The 20,880-nt window shown below is 66.3% G+C and carries 21 protein-coding genes, 2 tRNA genes and 1 pseudogene; 11 read left to right on the top strand and 13 right to left on the bottom strand.

Features of this window, described 5'->3' with window-relative positions:
* Positions 1–14 precede the first annotated feature (14 nt).
* Entirely contained in the window at positions 15–785 is a 771-nt protein-coding gene (locus G6N18_RS16130) for a DUF881 domain-containing protein (RefSeq protein ID WP_234806090.1), read from the bottom strand.
* 102 nt (positions 786–887) lie between these two features.
* On the opposite strand from G6N18_RS16130, the gene crgA reads away from it, so the two are divergent.
* Together crgA and G6N18_RS16120 are read left to right on the top strand one after the other, a co-directional pair.
* On the top strand, positions 888–1,151 hold the full coding sequence (gene crgA / locus G6N18_RS16125; protein WP_067225281.1) for a cell division protein CrgA: 264 nt from the start codon (positions 888–890) through the stop codon (positions 1,149–1,151).
* A 155-nt stretch (positions 1,152–1,306) separates the two neighbouring features.
* Positions 1,307–1,729, top strand: coding sequence for a PH domain-containing protein (locus tag G6N18_RS16120; protein WP_083000107.1), 423 nt, complete (start codon positions 1,307–1,309; stop codon positions 1,727–1,729).
* 9 nt (positions 1,730–1,738) lie between these two features.
* Here the strand turns inward: G6N18_RS16120 and G6N18_RS16115 are convergent, their stop codons facing one another.
* A complete protein-coding gene (locus G6N18_RS16115) occupies positions 1,739–2,266 on the bottom strand; it encodes a peptidylprolyl isomerase (protein ID WP_083000106.1) in 528 nt (175 codons plus the stop codon).
* Positions 2,267–2,372: 106 nt separating this feature from the next.
* On the opposite strand from G6N18_RS16115, the gene cwsA reads away from it, so the two are divergent.
* Positions 2,373–2,780, top strand: coding sequence for a cell wall synthesis protein CwsA (gene cwsA, locus G6N18_RS16110; protein ID WP_083000105.1), 408 nt, complete (start codon positions 2,373–2,375; stop codon positions 2,778–2,780).
* A 31-nt stretch (positions 2,781–2,811) separates the two neighbouring features.
* Here cwsA and G6N18_RS16105 read toward each other — a convergent pair.
* From G6N18_RS16105 to dnaA, 11 genes and pseudogenes are all read right to left on the bottom strand, one after another.
* A tRNA-Ala gene (locus tag G6N18_RS16105) sits at positions 2,812–2,884 on the bottom strand.
* Positions 2,875–3,003: a hypothetical protein gene (locus tag G6N18_RS24740; protein ID WP_264007176.1), complete on the bottom strand. Its 129-nt coding sequence runs from the start codon at positions 3,001–3,003 to the stop codon at positions 2,875–2,877. The genes G6N18_RS16105 and G6N18_RS24740 overlap by 10 nt, the downstream gene beginning before the upstream one ends.
* 16 nt (positions 3,004–3,019) lie before the next feature.
* A tRNA-Ile gene (locus G6N18_RS16100) sits at positions 3,020–3,093 on the bottom strand.
* A gap of 71 nt (positions 3,094–3,164) precedes the next feature.
* Positions 3,165–4,067 carry a DUF3566 domain-containing protein gene (locus G6N18_RS16095; protein ID WP_083000104.1) on the bottom strand — a complete coding sequence of 301 codons (903 nt, stop codon included), beginning with the start codon at positions 4,065–4,067 and terminating at the stop codon, positions 3,165–3,167.
* 29 nt (positions 4,068–4,096) lie between these two features.
* Positions 4,097–6,592 carry a DNA gyrase subunit A gene (gyrA, locus tag G6N18_RS16090; protein ID WP_083000103.1) on the bottom strand — a complete coding sequence of 832 codons (2,496 nt, stop codon included), beginning with the start codon at positions 6,590–6,592 and terminating at the stop codon, positions 4,097–4,099.
* A 22-nt stretch (positions 6,593–6,614) separates the two neighbouring features.
* Complete coding sequence (gene gyrB / locus G6N18_RS16085; protein WP_067225275.1) at positions 6,615–8,651, bottom strand: DNA topoisomerase (ATP-hydrolyzing) subunit B; 2,037 nt, start codon at positions 8,649–8,651, stop codon at positions 6,615–6,617.
* A gap of 234 nt (positions 8,652–8,885) precedes the next feature.
* On the bottom strand, positions 8,886–9,440 hold the full coding sequence (locus tag G6N18_RS16080; RefSeq protein ID WP_083000102.1) for a DUF721 family protein: 555 nt from the start codon (positions 9,438–9,440) through the stop codon (positions 8,886–8,888).
* Positions 9,437–10,594, bottom strand: coding sequence for a DNA replication/repair protein RecF (recF, locus tag G6N18_RS16075; RefSeq protein WP_083000101.1), 1,158 nt, complete (start codon positions 10,592–10,594; stop codon positions 9,437–9,439). The genes G6N18_RS16080 and recF overlap by 4 nt, the downstream gene beginning before the upstream one ends.
* A 5-nt stretch (positions 10,595–10,599) precedes the next feature.
* Positions 10,600–11,508 (bottom strand): annotated as a pseudogene (gene gnd / locus G6N18_RS16070) (phosphogluconate dehydrogenase (NAD(+)-dependent, decarboxylating)); the annotation flags it as partial.
* 40 nt (positions 11,509–11,548) lie between these two features.
* On the bottom strand, positions 11,549–12,742 hold the full coding sequence (dnaN, locus tag G6N18_RS16065) for a DNA polymerase III subunit beta (RefSeq protein WP_179962313.1): 1,194 nt from the start codon (positions 12,740–12,742) through the stop codon (positions 11,549–11,551).
* Positions 12,743–13,305: 563 nt separating this feature from the next.
* Positions 13,306–14,793 carry a chromosomal replication initiator protein DnaA gene (gene dnaA, locus G6N18_RS16060; RefSeq protein ID WP_083000099.1) on the bottom strand — a complete coding sequence of 496 codons (1,488 nt, stop codon included), beginning with the start codon at positions 14,791–14,793 and terminating at the stop codon, positions 13,306–13,308.
* Positions 14,794–15,348: 555 nt separating this feature from the next.
* On the opposite strand from dnaA, the gene rpmH reads away from it, so the two are divergent.
* The 8 genes from rpmH (at position 15,349) to G6N18_RS16020 (ending at position 20,745) form a co-directional block, all read left to right on the top strand.
* Entirely contained in the window at positions 15,349–15,492 is a 144-nt protein-coding gene (gene rpmH, locus G6N18_RS16055) for a 50S ribosomal protein L34 (protein ID WP_059165437.1), read from the top strand.
* 32 nt (positions 15,493–15,524) lie between these two features.
* Complete coding sequence (gene rnpA, locus G6N18_RS16050) at positions 15,525–15,884, top strand: ribonuclease P protein component (RefSeq protein WP_083000098.1); 360 nt, start codon at positions 15,525–15,527, stop codon at positions 15,882–15,884.
* A complete protein-coding gene (gene yidD / locus G6N18_RS16045) occupies positions 15,881–16,261 on the top strand; it encodes a membrane protein insertion efficiency factor YidD (RefSeq protein ID WP_234806089.1) in 381 nt (126 codons plus the stop codon). The genes rnpA and yidD overlap by 4 nt, the downstream gene beginning before the upstream one ends.
* Positions 16,254–17,357, top strand: a complete 1,104-nt coding sequence (gene yidC / locus G6N18_RS16040; RefSeq protein WP_083000096.1) for a membrane protein insertase YidC — start codon at positions 16,254–16,256, stop codon at positions 17,355–17,357. Before yidD ends, yidC begins: the two co-directional genes overlap by 8 nt.
* A gap of 35 nt (positions 17,358–17,392) precedes the next feature.
* Positions 17,393–17,938 carry a Jag family protein gene (locus G6N18_RS16035; RefSeq protein ID WP_067225266.1) on the top strand — a complete coding sequence of 182 codons (546 nt, stop codon included), beginning with the start codon at positions 17,393–17,395 and terminating at the stop codon, positions 17,936–17,938.
* A gap of 65 nt (positions 17,939–18,003) precedes the next feature.
* Complete coding sequence (gene rsmG / locus G6N18_RS16030) at positions 18,004–18,684, top strand: 16S rRNA (guanine(527)-N(7))-methyltransferase RsmG (RefSeq protein WP_109749364.1); 681 nt, start codon at positions 18,004–18,006, stop codon at positions 18,682–18,684.
* Positions 18,681–19,724, top strand: a complete 1,044-nt coding sequence (locus G6N18_RS16025) for a ParA family protein (protein ID WP_083000095.1) — start codon at positions 18,681–18,683, stop codon at positions 19,722–19,724. The genes rsmG and G6N18_RS16025 overlap by 4 nt, the downstream gene beginning before the upstream one ends.
* Positions 19,725–19,746: 22 nt before the next feature.
* The gene (locus G6N18_RS16020; RefSeq protein WP_067225263.1) at positions 19,747–20,745 is read left to right on the top strand and encodes a ParB/RepB/Spo0J family partition protein; all 999 of its coding nucleotides are present in this window, start codon (positions 19,747–19,749) and stop codon (positions 20,743–20,745) included.
* Positions 20,746–20,880: the final 135 nt, after the last annotated feature.

Below are 20,880 nucleotides of genomic sequence, written 5' to 3'. Positions count from 1 at the left end.
CGAACAGACCGAAGTCACCATCCGATCGGCCCCGCCGGCTTGGCGAACTTCATCCGGACCGGTTCGGTGTGCCCGACGAGTTCGACCTCGGCGCGGGGTTCCTCGGAGTAACCCAGCCCGAAGCGCACCACGTACTGGCGATAGAGGTTGACCAGGGGAGCGGCCGCCAACGCCGCCTGCATGGCAGCCGCATCGCCGATCGCGGTGATCACGTAGGGCGGGCTGTACGTGCGGCCGTTGAGCAGCAGGGTGTTACCGACGCACCGTGGCGCCGACGTGCCGATGATCCGCTGGTCCTGCATCTGGATGCCCTCGGCGCCGGCGCTCCACAGCGCATTGAGCACGGCGTCGATGTCCTGCTGGTGCACCACCAGGTCGTCGGGCGAGGCGTCGCGGGGGAACCGACCCTCGGCGTCGCGTTGGGCGTCGTTGAGAGTGACCACCAGGCCGGGCCCGCGCAGGGGCTCCAGACCGGCGACGGCCGCCAACCGGTCAGCGCGGGCGGTGATGGCGGTCAGGGCCGCGTCGGCGCGGGGGCTGCCCCCGTGGCGGGTGTCCATCGCGGTCGCGAGGGAGTCACGTTCGGCGCTGAGCCGGTCCACCGACTGCTGGGTCTCTCGGACGAGGTCGACCAGCCGCGGGGCGTCGCTGCGCCGGATGTCGTCACCGCCGGAGACGCCGTGGGTGGTCGCCAGCAGAAGACCCGCAAGCAGGCAGATCACCGGCACGCCGTACCGCCACAGGCCTGCGCGCTGCGTGGACCCTCGCGTCCCGTGACTGCGCACTGACCGCTGCATCCGCTGCCACCCGGCTTCCCTGACTCTGCTGTGGCGGGCCTACGTTAGGCTCGTATCTACATCGTCGCACCAGTTGTCCCGAAGGTACCCATGCCCAAGTCCAAGGTCCGCAAGAAGAACGACTTCACCAGCAGCCCGGTGAGCCGGACGCCCGTCAAGGTCAAGGCGGGTCCGTCCAGTACCTGGTTCGTGGTGTTGTTCGTCGGCTTGATGCTGATCGGTCTGATCTGGCTTCTGGTTTTCCAGTTGGCGTCGTCGGCGATCCCGTTCCTTGCCGAACTGGGCCCGTGGAACTACGCGATTGCGTTTGCCTTCATGATTACCGGGCTGTTGCTCACGATGCGGTGGCGCTGAACCGTCGATCCGACGACATGAATTCATTCTGGTCGCTGATCGTTATCCTCCCAGCAACCTCCGAGTAATCGGATCACACCGATGTGATTCATCCCCATTGGGGATAGCACTTGTGGATAACCGCGTAAGGGGCGGTGAAAGGGTGTGCACAACGGATGCAGCAAACTCAGTGGAGTCCGCCCGCAGCGGGCATTGCCGCATGCGGTATAGCCGGCGTCATCCTCACCATTCCCGCTGTGACCCTGATCACAGACCCTCCGGGCCGCATTCTGGCGGGCGTTGCCGGGGTGGGATTGATCGTGTTTGCGATCCTTTCATGGCGCGCCCGACCAAAGCTGGCAATCGAAGACGCCGGCCTGGTGACCCGCGGTCTGTTCGGCACCGAGATTTTGCCGCGCACCACCATCAAGCTGATCCGGATCACCGAGTTCCGCCGGTTGGCCCGCAAAGTCCGGCTACTTGAAATCGACACCATCGATGACCGGCTGCTCGTGTTCACCCGATGGGATCTGGGCACCGACCCGCTGCAGGTACTCGACGTGTTGACCGACGCGGGCTACGCCGGCGCCGGCTCCTGACCGCTTCGGTCAGGCGATGGTGATCGAGTCGACGACCACCGGATCGGTGGGCCGGTCGTTGCGGTCGGTCGCAGTGGATGCGATCGCGTCGACGACCTTCTGGGACTCCGCGTCGACAACCTCACCGAAGATGGTGTGCTTGCGGTTCAGGTGCGGCGTTTTGCCGACGGTGATGAAGAACTGCGAGCCGTTGGTGCCGGGGCCGCGGTTGGCCATCGCGAGCAGGTAGGGCCGGTCGAACTGCAGCTCGGGGTGGAACTCGTCGGCGAACTCGTAGCCCGGCCCGCCGCGGCCGGTGCCCGTCGGGTCACCGCCCTGGATCATGAAGCCCTCGATGACACGGTGGAACACGACGCCGTCGTAGAAAGGGCCCGCTGTGCTGCCCGATGCATTCTCGCCGCTGTAGTCCTTGGTTCCCTGCGCCAGTCCGACGAAGTTGGCGACGGTCTTGGGCGCGTGGTTTCCGAAGAGTGCGATCTTGATGTCGCCGCGGTTGGTGTGCAGGGTCGCGGTCGCTGTCTGAATGGGGCTCGTCACGGGATGTCAGTGTGCCACGCCGCCTTAACCGCCCAACGGGCACCGCTGCCTTGCGGTAGATGGCAGGCTGTTGTCGACCCATCCACGCCGCGGAAAGAGGTGCGCCATGAGCTCGAAGACGGACGTCCGGTTGACCCCAGGCGAGCGGTTGAGCCGCGGCCTGAAGTACACGGCGGTCGGCCCGGTCGACGTCACACGCGGCGCGCTGGGGCTGGGAATCACCGGTGCGCAGTCCTCGGCGGAATGGGTGGGCGAACGCTACCGCCGCGGCCGGCTCAAGGCTCAGCTGAGCGAGGATCTGGCCACCGCGCAGGAGATCGTGTCGCAGGCGCTGCTCGGCGCGTCGCCGGCGCGCACCGCGAAGAGCAAGCTGCGCAGGCGCAGGCTGGTGTTGATCGGCGTCGGCGTCGCGGCGGTGGCCGGGGGAGCGGTCGCGTTCTCGATCGTGCGGCGGTCGACGCAGCCGGAGCCCTCGCCCCTGCCGCCGAGCGTGGAGGTGGCGCCGCGGCCGTGAGACTGCCGGGCCGGCCGCACGAGAATCGAAGTGGAGCCTAGGAGAATCGAACTCCTGACATCTACCTTGCAAAGGTAGCGCTCTACCAACTGAGCTAAGGCCCCTGGTCCGCCGACGGCGCGTCGGGCGCCGCATGCCACACCTCGACGCCGTGGCGGGACCGCCAGAGGGCGACGGCGGCTGCTGCGGCAATCGCGGTCGCGATCAACAGCACCCGCCTCATGGTGTGCACCTTTCCGTGGGGCTAGGAGGACTCGAACCTCCGACCTCTTCGTTATCAGCGAAGCGCTCTAACCGCCTGAGCTATAGCCCCGTAGCGCCGCTACGGCCGAGCGACGAGATTACCGCAATCGTAGGCCCGCGCCCAAACCGCGGAGCGCGCCTTCAGTCCCGGTCGGCGAGCGTGACTTCGACCCCGCCGACCAAGTCCGTCGTCAGGTTGTAGACGAACGCACCGATGGTCGCCATGGCCGTCAGCAGCACGATGTTGACCAAGCCGATCAAGGTCGCGCCGCCGAAGATGGTGCCGCTGGACACCAGCTCGCCGCCGGAACCGCCGCCGGCGCTGGTGAGCAGGTCACCGACGTTGCTGTTGAGCTTGCTCCACACGCCCATGCCGCCGAGCACGAGGTAGAGGAACGCAACCGCGATCATCCACACGAAGAACAGCGCGACGGACAGCACCGCGGAGACCTTCAGCGTGCTCCACGGGTCGATCCGGCGGATCTGCATGCTGGCCCGCACCGGGCCCTTGTGCCGGGTGCCGACCTGGACGCGGGCCCCGGAAGCCGGGCGGGCGGCAGGTTCTGCGCTCGACCGCTCGGCAGGCTTACGCTGCTGCGGCGGACGCGGCATCGGCCCGGACAGGTCTGGGAGTTCGCTGGCGTAAGCCTCAGGCCGGGGCGCCTCAGGCCGGTCGCCGCGCGGCGGCACCTCCTCAGTTGGCGCCGAAGCACCCGACACGAAGCGGTTCAGCCGGGGACTGGGGCCGGGGGAGTTGTTCGGATTTCCCCGGACGTCGTCGGCCGGCCGCTCCGGCGGATGACCGTCATCGCCGGGACCGTCGCCACGCGGCGCCGGACCCGGACCCCGCCTCGGCGGCTCCGGCGGCCGGGCCCCGGGTTGCGCCGCCCGCGCCGCGGGCCCGCGCTGCCACGGCGGGACGTCTCCGCGGTCGGAGACATCGGGCCGGGCCGCACCGAGAGCGTCGTTGTTGGCCGCGGAGCCGTTGGCGCCCCCTGGACTTTCGCCCGCGTGTGGGCGTCCCGGCTCGTTGGGTGAGCTCACCTACGGCTCCTCACTGGTCCCGTCACTGCTCACGCACCGGGGTCGGTGTTGACCTCGTCGGTGCTGTCGCCTTCCTCCGCGTTGCGCGCGATGGCTATCAGTGTCGTGCCCTCACCCAGGTTCATCAACCGAACGCCCTTGGTTTGCCGCCCGGCCTTGCGAACCTGGCGAGCCGCCGTCCGGATGACACCTCCACCTGATGTGATCGCGTACAACTCTGTGTCGTCATCGACGATCAACGCACCCACAAGACTGCCACGGCGTTTGTCGTACTGAATCGTCAGGATGCCTTTGCCGCCGCGGCCCTGCGGGCTGTACTCCTCGATCGCCGTGCGCTTGGCGTACCCGCCCGACGTCGCGACCAGTAGATACGTGTTCTCCCGCACGACGTTCAGCGACAACAGCTCGTCGTCGGTGTTGAACCGCATGCCCTGCACACCGGAGGTCGCGCGACCCATCGGCCGCAGTGCCTCGTCGGTGGCGGAGAACCGGATCGACTGGCCCTTGGCCGACACCAACAGCAGGTCGTCGTCGGCCGAGCACAACACCGCGCCGACCAGTTCGTCGCCGTCGCGGAGGTTGACCGCCACGATGCCGCCGGACCGGTTGGAGTCGAAGTCGACCAGCCTGGACTTCTTCACCAGGCCTTTGCGCGTGGCCAGCACAAGATAGGGCGCGTCTTCGTAGCTCTTGATCTGGATCACCTGCGCGATCCGCTCCTCGGGCTGGAACGCCAGCAGGTTCGCGACGTGCTGGCCGCGCGCGGTGCGCGACGCCTCGGGCAGGTCGTAGGCCTTCGCTCGGTAGACCCTGCCCTGAGTGGTGAAGAACAGGATCCAGTCGTGAGTGGAGCAGACGAAGAAGTGGTTGACGATGTCGTCCTGCTTGAGTCCGGCGCCCTGCACGCCCTTACCGCCGCGCTTCTGGCTGCGGTACAGGTCGGTCTTGGTCCGCTTGGCGTAGCCGGTCTCGGTGATCGTGACGACGACGTCCTCACGGGCGATCAGGTCCTCGTCGGCGACCTCGCCGTCCGCGGCAACGATGCGGGTGCGACGGTCGTCGCCGTACTTGTCGGCGATCTCCTTGAGCTCGTCGCGGACGATCGCCCGCTGCCGCTCCGGCTTGGCCAGGATGTCCTCGAGGTCGGCGATCTCGGCTTCGATCTTCGCCAGGTCGTCGACGATGCGCTGACGTTCCAGCGCGGCCAGCCGGCGCAGCTGCATGTCGAGAATCGCCTGGGCCTGGATGTCGTCGATGTCGAGCAACTCGATCAAGCCCTGCCGCGCGACGTCGACGGTCTCCGACGCCCGGATCAACGCGATCACCTCATCGAGCGCATCGAGCGCCTTGACCAGGCCGCGCAGGATGTGGGCCCGCTCGTTGGCCTTGCGCAACCGGTAGCGGGTGCGCCGCACGATGACGTCGAGTTGATGGTCGACGTAGTGCCGGATCAGCTGGTCGAGGCGCAGGGTGCGGGGCACGCCGTCGACGATCGAGAGCATGTTTGCGCCGAAGCTGGTCTGCAGCTGGGTGTGTTTGTAGAGGTTGTTCAGCACCACTTTGGCGACCGCATCGCGCTTGAGCTCCACCACGATTCGCAGCCCGACACGGTCGCTGGACTGGTCCTCGATGTTGGCGATGCCGCCCAGCTTGCCGTCGCGGACCTGTTCGGCGATCGAGGTGATGAAGTTGTCGTGGTTGACCTGATACGGCAACTCGGTGATGACAATGCCGGTGCGGCCGCGGTTGTCCTCTTCGATCTCCACGACGCCGCGCATGCGCACCGACCCGCGGCCGGTCGTGTACATGTCGTGGATGCCTTGAGAGCCGACGATCAAGCCATGCGTCGGGAAGTCGGGGCCCTTGACGCGTTCGGTGACCGCGGCCAGCGTGGCCTCTTCGTCGGCGTCGTGGTTATCCAGGCACCAGTACACGGCTTCGGCCAGCTCGCGCAGGTTGTGCGGTGGCATGTTGGTGGCCATGCCGACGGCGATGCCGCCCGAGCCGTTGGCCAGCAGGTTGGGGAACCGGCTCGGCAACACGGTCGGCTCCTGCACCCGACCGTCGTAGTTCGGGATGAAATCGACTGTCTCCTCGTCGATTTCACGCAGCATCTCCATCGCGAGCGGGGTAAGCCGCGCCTCGGTGTAGCGCATCGCGGCCGGTGGATCGTTGCCCGGTGAGCCGAAGTTGCCCTGGCCGTCGACGAGCGGGTACCGCAGCGACCACGGCTGGGCCATCCGGACCAGGGTGTCGTAGATCGACGCGTCGCCGTGCGGGTGATAGTTACCCATCGTCTCGGCAACGGAGCGTGCGGATTTCGCGTGGCTGCGGTCCGGTCGGAAGCCCGAGTCGTACATCGCGTAGAGCACGCGGCGGTGCACGGGCTTGAGGCCGTCACGCACCTCGGGCAGCGCGCGCCCGACGATCACGCTCATCGCATAGTCGATGTAGCTGCGCTGCATCTCCTGCTGGATGTCGACCGGTTCGATCCGGTCGCCTTCGGGCGGCAAAGTATCAGTCATCAATCAGCCTTAGCGGGTTGAGTTAAACATCAAGGAAGCGGACGTCTTTGGCGTTGCGGGTGATGAAGCTGCGGCGCGCTTCGACGTCCTCGCCCATCAGGATCGAGAACAGCTCGTCGGCTGCTGCGGCGTCGTCGAGGGTAACCTGGCGCAGCACCCGCACCGACGGGTCCATCGTGGTCTCCCACAGCTCCTTGGCGTCCATCTCGCCGAGACCCTTGTACCGCTGGATGCCGTCGTCGGTGTTGATCTTCTTGCCCGCCTTGCGGCCCGCCTCGAGCAAGCCGTCGCGCTCGCGGTCGGAGTAGGCGAACTCCGGCTCGCTGCGCTGCCACTTCAGCTTGTACAGCGGGGGCTGCGCCAGGAAGATGTGCCCGTTCTCCACCAGCGGCTTCATGAACCGGAACAACAGCGTCAGCAGCAGCGTCGAGATGTGCTGCCCGTCGACGTCCGCGTCGGCCATCAATACGATCTTGTGATAGCGCAGCTTGGAGATGTCGAACTCGTCGTGGATACCGGTACCCAATGCGGTGATGATCGCCTGGACCTCGGTGTTCTTCAGCACGCGGTCGATGCGGGCCTTCTCGACGTTGATGATCTTGCCGCGCAACGGCAGGATTGCCTGGAACATCGAGTCGCGGCCGCTCTTGGCCGAGCCGCCGGCCGAATCACCCTCCACCACATACAGTTCCGACTTGCGCGGATCGGTGGACCGGCAGTCGGCCAGCTTGCCGGGCAGCCCGCCGATGTCGGTGGCGCTCTTGCGGCGCACCAATTCGCGCGCCTTACGCGCGGCGATTCGCGCCTGGGCCGACGACACCGCCTTGTTGACAACGGTTTTGGCCTCGGCGGGGTTGGCGTCGAACCAGTGCGTGAGTTCCTCGTTGCAGATCTTCTGCACGAACGACTTCACCTCGGTGTTGCCGAGCTTGGTCTTGGTCTGGCCCTCGAACTGCGGCTCGGACACCTTCACCGAGATCACCGCGGCGAGACCCTCACGGATGTCGTCGCCGGTGAGGTTGGGGTCCTTGTCCTTCAGCAGCTTCTTGTCCTTGGCGTACTTGTTGACCACCGACGTCAACGCGGCGCGGAAGCCTTCTTCGTGGGTGCCGCCCTCGTGGGTGTTGATCGTGTTGGCGAACGTGTGCACGGACTCGGAGTAACCGGCGTTCCACTGCATCGCGATCTCGACCTCGTGCCCGGGACCCTTTCCCTCGAAGTCGATGACGCTCTGCTGGATAGGCGTTTTCGTCCGGTTGATGTGCTTGACGAAGTCGACCAGACCGCCGGGATAGTGGAACGTCCGGTGCTTGACCTTGTGCGGGGCGGTGGCTTCGGCGGCTTTCTCGTCGGCGCTCTTCGGCGCTTCGGCGGTCTCACTGACCACCTCATCGACGACCTCTTCGGCGGTGACCCGCTCGTCGGTCAACTCGATGGTGAGGCCCTTGTTCAGGAACGCCATCTCCTGTAGTCGCCGGGCCACGGTTTCGAAGTCGTATTCGGTGGTCTCGAAGATGTCCGCGTCCGCCCAGAACCGGACGGTGGTGCCCGTCTTCTTGGTCGCTCCGCCTTGCTTCAATTCACCGGGAACAGAGCGGTCGTAGTACTGGAACCACTCGTGTCCGTCGCGCAGAATCGTGACCTCGAGCCGGCTGGACAGCGCGTTGACGACGGAAACCCCGACGCCGTGCAGACCACCGGACACCGCGTATCCGCTGTTCTCGCCGCCGAACTTGCCGCCCGCATGCAACTGCGTCATGACGACGTCGACGGTCGGGATGCCGGCCTGCTTGTGGATCTCGACCGGGATGCCGCGGCCGTCATCAGTCACCTCGACGCTGCCGTCGCCGAGGATGCGTACGTCGACTCGGCTGGCGTAGCCGGCCATCGCCTCATCGATGGCGTTGTCGACAACCTCCCAGATCAGGTGGTGCAGGCCGCGCTCACCGGTGGAGCCGATATACATGCCCGGACGCTTGCGGACAGCCTCGAGGCCCTCGAGAATGGTGATGGCGTCGGCGCCGTACTCCTTCGGAGCCTTCTTCTTCTGGGCAGCCACGTTGGACGGGTCTCCTTGGTCTCTTGCCTGGGAAAGCTGGCTAGGCGGTCGACACCCGCCTGCGGATCGCTTCCCAGTCTACCGTCCGATGGCGACAGGACCGATTCTGAGGGGGCGTTTCTGCACACCTATTTGAGCCGCCTGTGGAATTTCTCGATTGAAGGTGCCTGAGGACGCTTGAGAAGTAGGATCGCGTCGTCCTCGCGCCTCTCAGCCAACAGGCGCGGAGCACAGCTATCCGTACGTGTCGCGCGGACCCCTGCCGGAGATGTGGTAGCGGCCCTTGCGCCACGAGGGCCCGACCGGGCCGACGATTTTCAGCGATCTGACGACGCCGTCGCCCACCGCGTCCGCGATCTTGGCCAGTACCTGGGCCTGCACCATCCGCAATTGAGTCGCCCATGCGGTCGACTCCGCCGAGATGGTCAGCACGCCGTCATTCAACGACGTCGGCGTCGCGTGCGCCGCGATGCCCTCGCCGACGACGCCGGGCCAACGGCCGAACACCGCACCCTCGGCAACCCGGCCCGACCACCCGCGGTTGCGGGCGAGGTCGCTGGCCGCGGGTCCGAACGGTTGCGGATCCCGCGAATCCGGGCCCGGTCCCGACCAGCGCCGTCGACTGTTGCCCGCGATCCGGCGCGGGGCAGATCCGCGACCGCGACCGACATCCTTGCCCTGGCTGCGCGCTGCGCCGCGGGCCTCCTCGAGCGTGCGCCGCACCAGATCCATTCCTCGCAGGTTCGCCAGGTGGTCGGGTGGGCCCGCCTCGTTCTCGTCCGACGTCATGTCTGCACCACCGAAATCCGCCCCGCGTCCTCGTCGTCTCGCATCGTGACCCCGATCCTGCGGGCATCCCAGTCGCCGGGAACGTCCTCGGGCACCGCGGCCGTCACCAACACCTGCTCCGCCGATCCCGCCACGGTGGCCAGCGCCTGCCGGCGAGCGTTGTCCAACTCCGCGAACACGTCATCGAGGAGCAGCACTGGATCGCCGCCTTCGGCCCGCAGCAACTCATAGGCCGCTAATCTCAGCGACAACGCCATCGACCACGATTCACCATGGCTGGCATAGCCTTTCGCGATCTGATCGCCGAGCCGCAATTCGAGGTCGTCGCGGTGCGGACCCACCAGGCAGACCCCGCGTTCGATTTCGGCATCCCGGCGGCGAGCCAACGCATCGAGCAGTGCGGCCTCGAACAAGTCCGCGTCGCCCGTGCCGGCCGACTCTTCCACCGCTTCCACCCCGCTGCGGTAGCGGATCGCCGCCGACCGCGACCCGGGCGCCAGGAGTTGATAGGCCTTTTCGACCTCCGGCGCCAGTTGATTGACGAGATCCACCCGCGCCGCGATCAGCCGCGCACCCTTCTCGGCCAGGTGGCCGTCCCAGACGTCGAGGGTGTCGAAGACGCCGCGGTCCCCGCGGAATCGCGCGCCGGAGGCCGTCTTCAACAGCGCCGCCCGCTGACGCAACACCTTGTCGTAATCGGCGCGGATCGCGGCCACCTGCGGGCGGCGCGTGGTCGCGAGTTCGTCCAGATAGCGGCGTCGTTCACCGGGGTCGCCGCGCACCAGCGCGAGATCCTCGGGGGCGAACAGCACCGCTCGCAACACACCGAGGATCTCTCGCGCCGAACGCACGGGGGAGCGGTTGAGCCGTGCCTTGTTCGCGCGCCCCGCGGTGATCTCGAGGTCCACGGCGAGTTCGCGTTGCTCGCTGACGACGATCGTCGACACCACCGCGCGTTCGGCCCCGGTCCGGATCAATGGCGCGTCAGCGGCCACCCGATGCGAACCAAGCGTCGACGAATACCACAGCGCCTCAATGAGATTCGTCTTACCATAGCCGTTCGGTCCGACGAACACGGTGCGACCCGGCTCGAGGTCCAATTCGATGCGCGGCCACGACCGGAAGTCGGTCAGCGCAAGACGGCGGACGTACACGGCACCTAGCCGGACTCGCTGACCCGTTTGACCGCGTGCCCACCGAACTGGTTGCGCAGCGCCGAAACCGCCTTCATCGCCGGCGAATCCTCCTGGCGCGAAGCGAAGCGCGCGAACAGCGACGCCGCAATCACCGGCATCGGCACCCGGTGGCTGATGGCCTCCTCCACAGTCCAGCGCCCTTCGCCGGAATCCTCGGTGTAGCCGCTGATGTCGGTGAACTTCGGGTCTTCCTTCAACGCCTTGGCGAGCAACTGCTGCAGCCATGACCGCACCACCGTGCCGTTGGTCCACGCCTGAATGACGGCCTGCGTGTCGGTGATGAGCTCCTCGGCCGCAAGCAGCTCGTAGCCCTCGGCGTACGCCATCATCAGGCCGTATTCGATGCCGTTGTGCACCATCTTCGCGTAGTGCCCCGCACCGACCGGTCCGGCGTGCACGAACCCGTCTTCACGAGGTCCCGGCGGTCGCAACGCGTCGAAGATCGGCATCGCGCGTTCGACGTCGGCGTCGCTACCGCCGACCATCAGGCCGTACCCTTCTTTCAGACCCCAGACACCGCCGGACACGCCCGCGTCGATGAACGCAATTCCCTTCGCGTTCAACAGTTTCGCGTGTGGTCCGTCTTCGGTGTAGCGGGAGTTGCCACCGTCGATGACGAGATCTCCCTCACCGAGTTCGTCGGCCAGGGCCGTGATCGTGTCGCGGGTGATCGGCCCAGACGGCACCATCACCCACACCACCCGCGGCGCATCCAGCGCATCGGCCAGCGCCGCGAGCGTCGGGACGTCGGTCACTTCCGGTCTCGGGTCATAGCCGACGACTTCGTGCCCGCCTTCACGCAGGCGTTCGCGCATGTTGAAGCCCATTTTTCCCAGACCGACCAGCCCGAGTTGCATATGCGCCCCTTCCGTGGCGTTGTCTGCCTTTGCTCCTCGCGTCCGCGGCGGCCGGTCAGCCTGGAAGCCGCACCGGCATCAGCAGGTACACGTAATCGGTCTGCTCTGCGGGGAAGGGCCCCGCCGCAGCGACACTCGCGTCGTCGTCACCGGCCGGGCGCAACACCGCGGGCCGGCTGGGAGTGGTGAAGCCGAATGTCACCCGCTCGGAATGCAGCGAACCAAGCCCGTCGGTCAGATACGTCGGATTGAACGCGATGGTCAACGGGTCTCCGACGAAGCTGACAGGGAGGTCTTCTTCCGCGCGCCCCACATCGTCCGCGCCGGCCGAGAGCCGAAGTGCGTCGCCGGAGAATTCCATCCGCACTTGAGCACCGCGGTCGGCGACCAATGCGACACGCTTGATCGCCTCGGTGAGTTCAGCGACCCCGATTGTCGCCATCGCGGTGTGCTCGGTCGGCAGCAGCTGCCGGAACTTCGGAAACTCGGCATCGAGCAGACGCGTGGTGCTGCGTTTGCCGCCGCTGCTGATTCCGAGCAATCCCTCCTTGCCGACCGCCGAACCCGCCCCCAGCGAAAGGTGCACATCGCCACCGTCGGCGCCGGCCTTGGCGGCCTCCGACAACGTCTTGGCCGGCACCAGAACCGCGGCCTCGATGTCGGCGCCCACCGTTGACCACGTCAGCTCGCGCACCGCCAACCGGAACCGGTCGGTGGCCGCCAAAACGACTTTCTCCCCGGCGATTTCGAGCCTGATACCGGTGAGCATCGGCAGCGTGTCATCGCGGCCGGCCGCAATGGCAACCTGGCCGATCGCTTCGGCGAACAGATCGGCGGAGATGACACCGGTCTCCTCCGGCAACGCGGGCAGCGTCGGATAGTCCTCGACGGCCATCGTCGGAAGCGAGAACCGGGAACTCCCACAGGTCAACGACACCCGAGTGCCTTCGACGCTGACATCGATCGGCTTCGCCGGCAACGCCCGGGTGATGTCGGACAGCAGCCGGCCGGACACCAAAACGCTGCCTGGTGAAGCGATCTCGGCCGGTACTTGCACCTCGGCCGAAACTTCGTAGTCGAATCCCGAAATCGTCAGCCCGTCCTCGGAACCGGTCAGCAACACGCCGGCGAGCACCGGAACGGTTGGCCGGGTGGGCAAATTGCGGGCCACCCACGCGACCGCGTCGGCGAAGTCCTCTCGGACCAGGCGGAACTTCAGATCGGTGACACCAACTGTTGTCGTCGCCACGTCCATTGGGTCCCTTCGATCAATACCACGACAAGCATTAAGCAGCGGTTTCCCGGTGTCTCACCACGCGTCTGACCGATGCGTCCCGACGACCGTAACGGCTGTCGATGAATCACCGTAGAGCTTTCCGCCCCAACTTGAAAGCTAATCGATCGGGGTGACATCGACGCTTTCCGCTGGGTTCGCGGCAGGCCGGTTCTGTGCTTCCCCAGCCGCCTTCTTCGAAGAGGAAACTTTGGAGATATACAAGCAACAGTATTAGGGCCTGTGGATGTTGGGGATGAATCGATGTCCGCCCTGCTGACAAGCGTGCGACGGTGTGAGCCAGCTGTGGATGAGTGCACGCCAGGGTGGGAATGAGTGTGGAGAGCCCGGCGGTTGTGCAGGAATCGGCGGGTAGTTCATTGGTTGATCCCAGGTTCTCCACATCGGCGTGCACAACCACGCGATGTGACTCATGGTGTGGGCGGGACAGAAGATTTTTGAAGAAATTTCCTGGTCGTCGCACGAGACGGCGAATCTGGGCGCGGCACGACACAACCGGCGGCGCAAAAGCGGGCGACTCAGCGCTTGGAGCGCTGACGAATTCGTGTCGTGAGTTCCTTCACGTGATCGAAGACCTCACGCCGTTCGGCCATTTCACCGCGAATCTTCTTCTCGGCGTACATGACGGTGGTGTGGTCGCGCCCGAAGGCCTGGCCGATCTTCGGAAGGGACAGATCGGTGAGCTCGCGGCAGAGGTACATGGCGATCTGTCGGGACTGCGCGAGAGCGCGCGTCTTGCCGGGGCCACGCAGTTCCTCGACCGTCGTCTCGAAATACTCGGCGGTGGCCGCCATGATCGCCGCGGTGCTGATCTGCATGGTGCTGGGATCGGAGATCAGATCACGCAGCACGATCTCGGCCAACGACTTGTCGATCGTCGTCTTGTTCAGTGACGCAAATGCGGTGACGCGGATGAGCGCGCCCTCGAGTTCACGGATGTTGCGTTCGATGCTGCTGGCGATGAGTTCGAGCACATCGTCGGGCACATCGAGCCGGTCCATCTGCGCCTTCTTGCGCAGGATCGCGATCCGCGTCTCCAGCTCCGGTGGCTGGACGTCGGTGATCAGCCCCCACTCGAAGCGGGTGCGCAGCCTGTCCTCGAGCGTGGCCAGCTGCTTGGGAGGCCGGTCCGACGAGATGACGATCTGCTTGTTGGCGTTGTGCAGGGTGTTGAAGGTGTGGAAGAACTCCTCCTGGATGCCTTCCTTGCCCTCGATGAACTGGATGTCGTCGACGAGCAACACATCGATGTCGCGGTAGCTGCGCTTGAAGGACGCCTTCCGGTCGTCGCGCAGCGAATTGATGAAGTCGTTGGTGAATTCCTCGGTCGAGACGTACTTCACCCGCATGCCGGGAAACAATCGCTGCGCGTAGTTCCCTGCCGCGTGCAACAGGTGGGTCTTGCCCAGGCCCGACTCGCCCCAGATGAACAGGGGGTTGTACGCGCGGGCCGGGGCCTCGGCGATCGCAAGCGTCGCGGCGTGGGCGAACCGGTTCGACGCGCCGATGACGAACGTGTCGAACGTGTAGCGGCGGTTGAGGTTGACCGCGCTGGGGTCGTCGGTCAACGTGTTCGGTGGCCGGCTGGTGAAGTACGTCGGCCAACTTTCCTCGGCGCTGATGCGCGCTTCGAAGTCCTCGTCGACCTCGTCGGGTTCGGCGAGGGCGGACAGTCCGTTGAGCGGTTCGTCGGCGGTGTCGTCGGGGCCGGGATCGGCGATGCGCACACCGAGTTCGACGCGCTGGCCGAGCTGACGGCTCAACGCGCTGATGATCGGCTCGCGCAGATGGCGTTCGATCTCGTTCTGGACGAACGGGGTCGGCACCGACAGCAGGGCAAAACCCTCGGTGATGACGAGCGGTTTGACGAGCTTCAACCACGCTCTTTGCTGCGGGGTGAGGGTCGGGGCGGAATCGCCGACCGTTCCGGCGCCGGCGCCACCGTTGAGTTCGGCGACCACCGTGTTCCATACCGCCACGAACGGTGGGTCGGGGTCAGCTGTCAACGACGACTACCCCCTTGCGGTCGACCCGGAGACGACCAATGGAACGAGGACGATCTGTCCACAAAGTTATCCACAGGCTGTGGAGACAGGACAGTCGTCGTCGTTCTGTTGTCTACCGGCGGGAACGCCGCGGGCCGGGGCACATCACGGTGGTGAGGCATCCTGTGGGCTCACGACTAGTCGGGCGTCCTCGCTTCGTTGTTCGTCGCCGTTTCGTTATCGAATCGGCCTTGGCAGAAGCTAACAGTTTTCTCGGCGGGTGCCAACCGTTCTGCAACATTGCGCGGGTGGATATTTCGGGCTCACGCTGCATCGTGACGGGTGGTGCAATTGTGGCTGTCGGCTGGGGCATCGGGCGAGGTTTGACCCAGCGAAAACTCGTCAGTACCCTCGAACAGTCGCCCGTACGAGGCGATACGGCTGCGACCCGGCTCCGATCGGGGACCGCGCCGGCTAGCAAGACGGACGAGCTTACCAACGGCAACTGCGTCCACACCGATTCGTACGTCGATCGGTGCGGGCTGCGGATGCCAGACGCAACAAGGAGAGACAGCCGTGGCCAAGGGCAAGCGGACCTTTCAGCCGAACAACCGGCGCCGGGCGCGCGTGCATGGCTTCCGGCTGCGGATGCGCACCCGGGCCGGCCGGGCGATCGTGGCGAACCGTCGCGGCAAGGGTCGGCGCAAGCTGACTGCGTGATTCCCACGTGACTTCAAGCGGAGTCTGACGCGGTGCTTCCGGCGCGGTACCGGATGACGCGGTCGACGGAGTTCGGAATCACGGTCAGTCGAGGGGTGCGCGCGGTGCAGCCCGACCTCGTCGTGCATGCGTTGCGATCCGAAGGGGACGGCGAGCCGGGTCCGCGGATCGGGCTGGTGGTGTCGAAGGCGGTCGGGACCGCGGTGCAACGGCATCGGGTGGCCAGGCGGTTACGGCATGTCGCGCGTACGGTGCTCGACGAACTCGATCCCGCCGATCGGGTGGTGATCCGCGCGTTGCCCAGCAGCAGGCACGCGATATCGGCGCGACTCGAGCAGGAGCTCCGCACCGCCCTGCGCCGGATGAGGCCCAAGAACGAGGTGGCCGGGTGAGAACTTCAGTGAGGTCGATCGGGGCGAGGACAGCCCGCGTCGTGATCTACCTGATCCAGCTGTATCGGCACACGGTTTCGCCGCTGCGGCTGCCCACGTGCCGGTTCACGCCCACCTGCAGTCAGTACGCGGTGGACGCGCTGAGCGAGTTCGGCCTGCTGCGCGGTGGCTGGCTTGCCACGGTACGGCTGCTGAAATGCGGACCGTGGCATAGGGGAGGATGGGACCCGATACCCGAGCGCCCGACACCTGAACGCGAAGGCGACGCGGACGCATCGTGTGCGGCCGCGGCCGAGTCCTCAGAGGATCGGGACACCGTCGGCGACGTCAACGGCGGCACACCAGCATTGCGAGCAGGAAGCGAGACGCGTGTTTAACTGGTTCAGCCTCGACATCATCTACTACCCGGTGTCGGCGATCATGTGGGTCTGGTACAAGCTGTTCGCCTTCCTGCTGGGGCCGTCGAACTTCTTCGCGTGGGCGCTGTCGGTGATGTTCCTCGTCTTCACCCTGCGCGCGATCCTGTACAAGCCGTTCGTCAAGCAGATTCGCACCACGCGCCAGATGCAGGAGCTGCAGCCGCAGATCAAGGCGCTGCAGAAGAAGTACGGCAAGGATCGTCAGCGGATGGCGCTGGAGATGCAGAAGCTGCAGAAGGAGCACGGGTTCAACCCGATCCTCGGCTGCCTGCCGATGCTGGCCCAGGTGCCGGTGTTCCTGGGCCTGTTTCACGTGCTGCGGTCGTTCAACCGGACGCAGGGCGGGTTCGGTCAGATCCAGCTCTCCGTCGAACAGAACCGCGCCACAGGCAATTACGTCTTCAGCCCCGCCGACGTCGCCCACTTCCTCGACGCGCATCTGTTCGGTGCACCGTTGGGCGCCACCATGATTCAAACCTCGGGCCTGGACGCCTTCACGGAGTTCAACCGCGCGGCGGTCATCGGTGTGGGTGTGCCGATCATGATCCTGGCCGGCATCGCGACGTACTTCAACAGTCGGGCGTCGGTGGCGCGTCAGAGCCCGGAGGCCGCGGCGAACCCGCAGACCGCGATGATGAACAAGCTGGCGCTGTATGTGTTTCCGCTCGGCGTTGTCGTCGGCGGGCCGTTCCTGCCGTTGGCCATCATCATGTACTGGCTTGCCAACAACATCTGGACGTTCGGTCAGCAGCACTACGTGTTCGGCAAGATCGAAAAGGAAGAAGAGGCCAAGAAACTCGAGGCGCAGGAGCGGCAGGCGAAGAACGCGCCGCCGCCAGGTGCCAAGCCGAAGCGGACGCGCAAGGGTCAGACGCCGGAGCCGGCGGCGAGCGGTGAGCCCGAAATCGTCGACACCGTATCCGAGAACGGGTCCACCGAGAAGAAGCCGACGGGCGCCGGCACCGACAAGACGGCGTCCGGGGCAGGAAACCGCACGCCGCGTCCGGGCGCGAGTCCACGCCCCGGCGCACGGCCGAAGAAGCGTAAACGTTGACCGGGCGACACCGGTGGGGATGAGGAGATACCGACATGACAGACGCCGATACGACGGAACGCGACGACCTGACGGAAGAGGAGAACGGTGCCGCGCCACCGGTCGCCGAGGATGACCTCGAAGAGAGGTTGGTCGCCGAAGGGGAGATCGCCGGCGACTACCTCGAGGAGTTGTTGGACCTGCTCGACTTCGACGGCGACATCGACCTCGACGTCGAAGGCGACCGCGCGGTCGTCAGCATCGACGGGGGCAGCGACCTGAACAAGTTGGTCGGCCGCAAGGGCGAGGTTCTCGACGCGTTGCAGGAGTTGACGCGACTGGCCGTGCACCAGAAGACGGGGGAGCGCAGCCGCCTGATGCTCGACATCGCCCGGTGGCGACGCCGGCGCCGCGACGAGTTGGCGGCGCTCGGTGAGAAGGTCGCGCGGCGGGTGCTCGAGACCGGCGAGCGCGAAGAGCTCGCGCCCATGACGCCGTTCGAGCGCAAGATCGTGCACGACGCGGTTGCCGCGGTCGACGGCGTGCACAGCGAGAGCGAGGGCGTGGAGCCGTCGCGGCGCGTCGTCGTGCTCTCCGACTGACGAGAGTTACACGCGTGTAGTTCAGTGGCCGTCCGCTCGACGCGACGATCCGGAGGATGTTTCACGTGAAACACGACGAGGTGTCGGCGCCCCCGGATGCGGCCGCCACCTTGTTCGGGGACCGCCTGCCGCGCGCTCAGCTGTACGCCGAGATCCTTGCGGGCGCCGGTGTCGAGCGTGGCCTGATCGGTCCTCGCGAAGTGGACCGGCTGTGGGACCGCCACATCCTCAACAGCGCGGCGGTGTCCGAACTCATCGTCGACGGCTGCCGAGTCGCCGACATCGGTAGTGGCGCGGGGCTGCCCGGGATACCGTTGGCGTTGGCTCGGCCGGAGGTGCACGTGACGCTGATCGAACCGCTACTGCGCCGCAGCGAGTTCCTGCGCGAGGTGGTCGACGAGCTCGGGGTCGGGGTGACGGTCGTGCGCGGGAGGGCCGAGGAGTCGGCGGTGAGGAAACAGGTGGGGGAGACGGACGTGGTGGTGTCCAGGGCGGTGGCCTCTCTGGACAAGCTGACTCGATGGAGCATGCCGCTGCTGCACATCGACGGCCACATGCTCGCCATGAAGGGCGAGCGTGCCGAAGAGGAGATCCGCGACCACCGGCGTGTGATGGCGTCGCTCGGGGCGGCCGATGTAAGGGTAATGAGGTGTGGCGCGAACTACTTGGATCCACCCGCGACCGTCGTCGTGGCACGGCGGGAGAAGGCGGTAACGCACCGAGCAACGGGCAGGAGACGAGGTTGAGTTCGCCGCAGAATGGTTCCGCGGGCGACGCCGCGGCCCAGACGCGCCCCGATGTTTCACGTGAAACCACGCCGCCGAACGTTTCACGTGAAACCACGCGGCCCGACGTTTCACGTGAAACATGGTCGGACAAAACCGCGCCCGACAACGGGTGGGATGCGACCGCCGGCGTCGACACCCCGATCGGGGCGGAGGCTGAACGGGCGGTGCGTCTGCTGCACGCGGCGACCAAGGGCAACCTCCCGCGGCCCGACCGCCAACGCGTCTTCACGATCGCCAATCAGAAGGGCGGTGTCGGTAAGACGACGACGGCCGTCAACGTCGCGGCGGCGCTCGCCCTGCAGGGGCTGCAGACCCTCGTCATCGACCTCGACCCGCAGGGGAATGCGAGCACCGCGCTGGGCATCGAGCACCGCCCGGGGACGCCGTCCTCGTACGAGGTGCTGATCGGGGAGATCCCGTTGCGCGATGCCTTGCAGCGCAGCCCGCACAGCGAGCGCCTCTACTGTGTGCCCGCGACCATCGACCTGGCCGGCGCCGAGATCGAGTTGGTCAGCATGGTGGCCCGGGAGGGGCGGTTGCGCAGCGCGCTGGCTGCCCTCGACGACTACAACTTCGACTACGTGTTCATCGACTGCCCGCCGTCGTTGGGCTTGTTGACGATCAACGCGTTCGTTGCGGCGCCCGAAGTGCTGATCCCGATCCAGTGCGAGTACTACGCCCTCGAAGGAGTGGGGCAGCTGATGCGCACCATTGAAATGGTCAAGGCACACCTCAACCCGCAACTCGACGTGACCACGGTGATCCTGACGATGTACGACGGACGCACCAAGCTCGCCGACCAGGTCGCCAACGATGTCCGGGCGCACTTCGGCGACAAGGTGCTGCGGACGGTCATCCCGCGCAGTGTCAAGGTGTCCGAGGCCCCCGGTTACGGGATGACGATCCTCGACTACGACCCCGGCTCCCGGGGGGCGATGAGTTATCTCGACGCCAGCCGGGAGATCGCCGACCGCGGCCGGAAGCGAAACCATCGATGAGCGCGCGACAACAGGAGACGCCATGACCCAACCGACACGCAAGCGCAGCGGCCTCGGCCGCGGCCTGGCTTCGCTGATTCCGACCGGACCCGCCGAAGGGGATCAGTCCGGGTTCGGGCCACGGATGGGCGACGCGGCCGCCGATGTGGTGATCGGGGGACCGTCGTCGAACGGCAATGCGGCCACCGCGGCCAACGACGTCGGCGCGGTGTACCGCGAGATCGACCCGTCGTCGATCGAGCCGAACCCGCGACAGCCCCGTCAGGTTTTCGACGAGGAGGCGCTCGGCGAACTGGTGCACTCGATCCGCGAGTTCGGGCTCATGCAGCCGATCGTGGTGCGTGCGCTGCCCGGCGATGCACCAGGACCGATCCGCTATCAACTCGTCATGGGGGAGCGGCGGTGGCGCGCCGCCCAGCAAGCCGGCCTCGAGGCCATCCCGGCGATCGTGCGGGAGACCTCCGACGACGGCATGCTCCGCGACGCGTTGTTGGAGAACATCCATCGCGTCCAGTTGAACCCGTTGGAGGAGGCGGCCGCGTATCAGCAGCTGCTCGACGAATTCGGGGTGACCCACGACGAACTCGCATCGCGGATCGGCCGGTCGCGTCCGTTGATCACGAACATGATCCGGCTGCTGCGGTTGCCGATCGCGGTGCAACGGCGGGTGGCCGCCGGTGTGCTGTCGGCCGGCCATGCGCGCGCCCTGTTGGCGCTCGAGGCGGGACCCGAACAGCAGGAGGAGTTGGCTGCGCGCATCGTCGCCGAAGGGCTCTCGGTGCGCGCGACCGAGGAAGCGGTCACGTTGGCGAACCGGGCCGGGCCAGCGGCGCCGTCGTCGCCGAAGCGTAAGCCGATCAGCATGCCGGGCCTGCAAGACGTTGCTGAACGGCTGTCGACGGCCTTCGACACCCGGGTCACCGTGAGCCTTGGCAAACGAAAAGGCAAGATCGTGGTGGAGTTCGGGTCGGTCGACGATCTTCAGCGCATAGTCGAACTGATGAGCGCGTCCGACCGCTGACCTACGACACCGGGTAATTACGTCACTGTGACACAACCCCCGGATTCGCCGTCGTCGGCACCGCCGTTTGAAGGAAACCAATTGTGAGACAACGTGTTTCGCATCCGCACCCGATAGCCGTGCAGAACCGGGGAC

This window comes from Mycolicibacterium celeriflavum (assembly GCF_010731795.1).
Classification (GTDB): domain Bacteria; phylum Actinomycetota; class Actinomycetes; order Mycobacteriales; family Mycobacteriaceae; genus Mycobacterium; species Mycobacterium celeriflavum.
Note: the sequence above shows the minus strand (reverse complement) of the source record. Positions and strands in the feature narration are given on the sequence as shown.

Coding starts and splice junctions, on each gene's coding strand:
- crgA (WP_067225281.1), top strand. CDS start 888: ATGCCCAAGTCCAAGGTCCGCAAGAAGAACGACTTCACCAGCAGCCCG.
- G6N18_RS16120 (WP_083000107.1), top strand. CDS start 1,307: ATGCAGCAAACTCAGTGGAGTCCGCCCGCAGCGGGCATTGCCGCATGC.
- cwsA (WP_083000105.1), top strand. CDS start 2,373: ATGAGCTCGAAGACGGACGTCCGGTTGACCCCAGGCGAGCGGTTGAGC.
- G6N18_RS24740 (WP_264007176.1), bottom strand. CDS start 3,003: ATGAGGCGGGTGCTGTTGATCGCGACCGCGATTGCCGCAGCAGCCGCC.
- gyrA (WP_083000103.1), bottom strand. CDS start 6,592: ATGACTGATACTTTGCCGCCCGAAGGCGACCGGATCGAACCGGTCGAC.
- G6N18_RS16080 (WP_083000102.1), bottom strand. CDS start 9,440: ATGACGTCGGACGAGAACGAGGCGGGCCCACCCGACCACCTGGCGAAC.
- G6N18_RS16035 (WP_067225266.1), top strand. CDS start 17,393: ATGACAGACGCCGATACGACGGAACGCGACGACCTGACGGAAGAGGAG.
- G6N18_RS16020 (WP_067225263.1), top strand. CDS start 19,747: ATGACCCAACCGACACGCAAGCGCAGCGGCCTCGGCCGCGGCCTGGCT.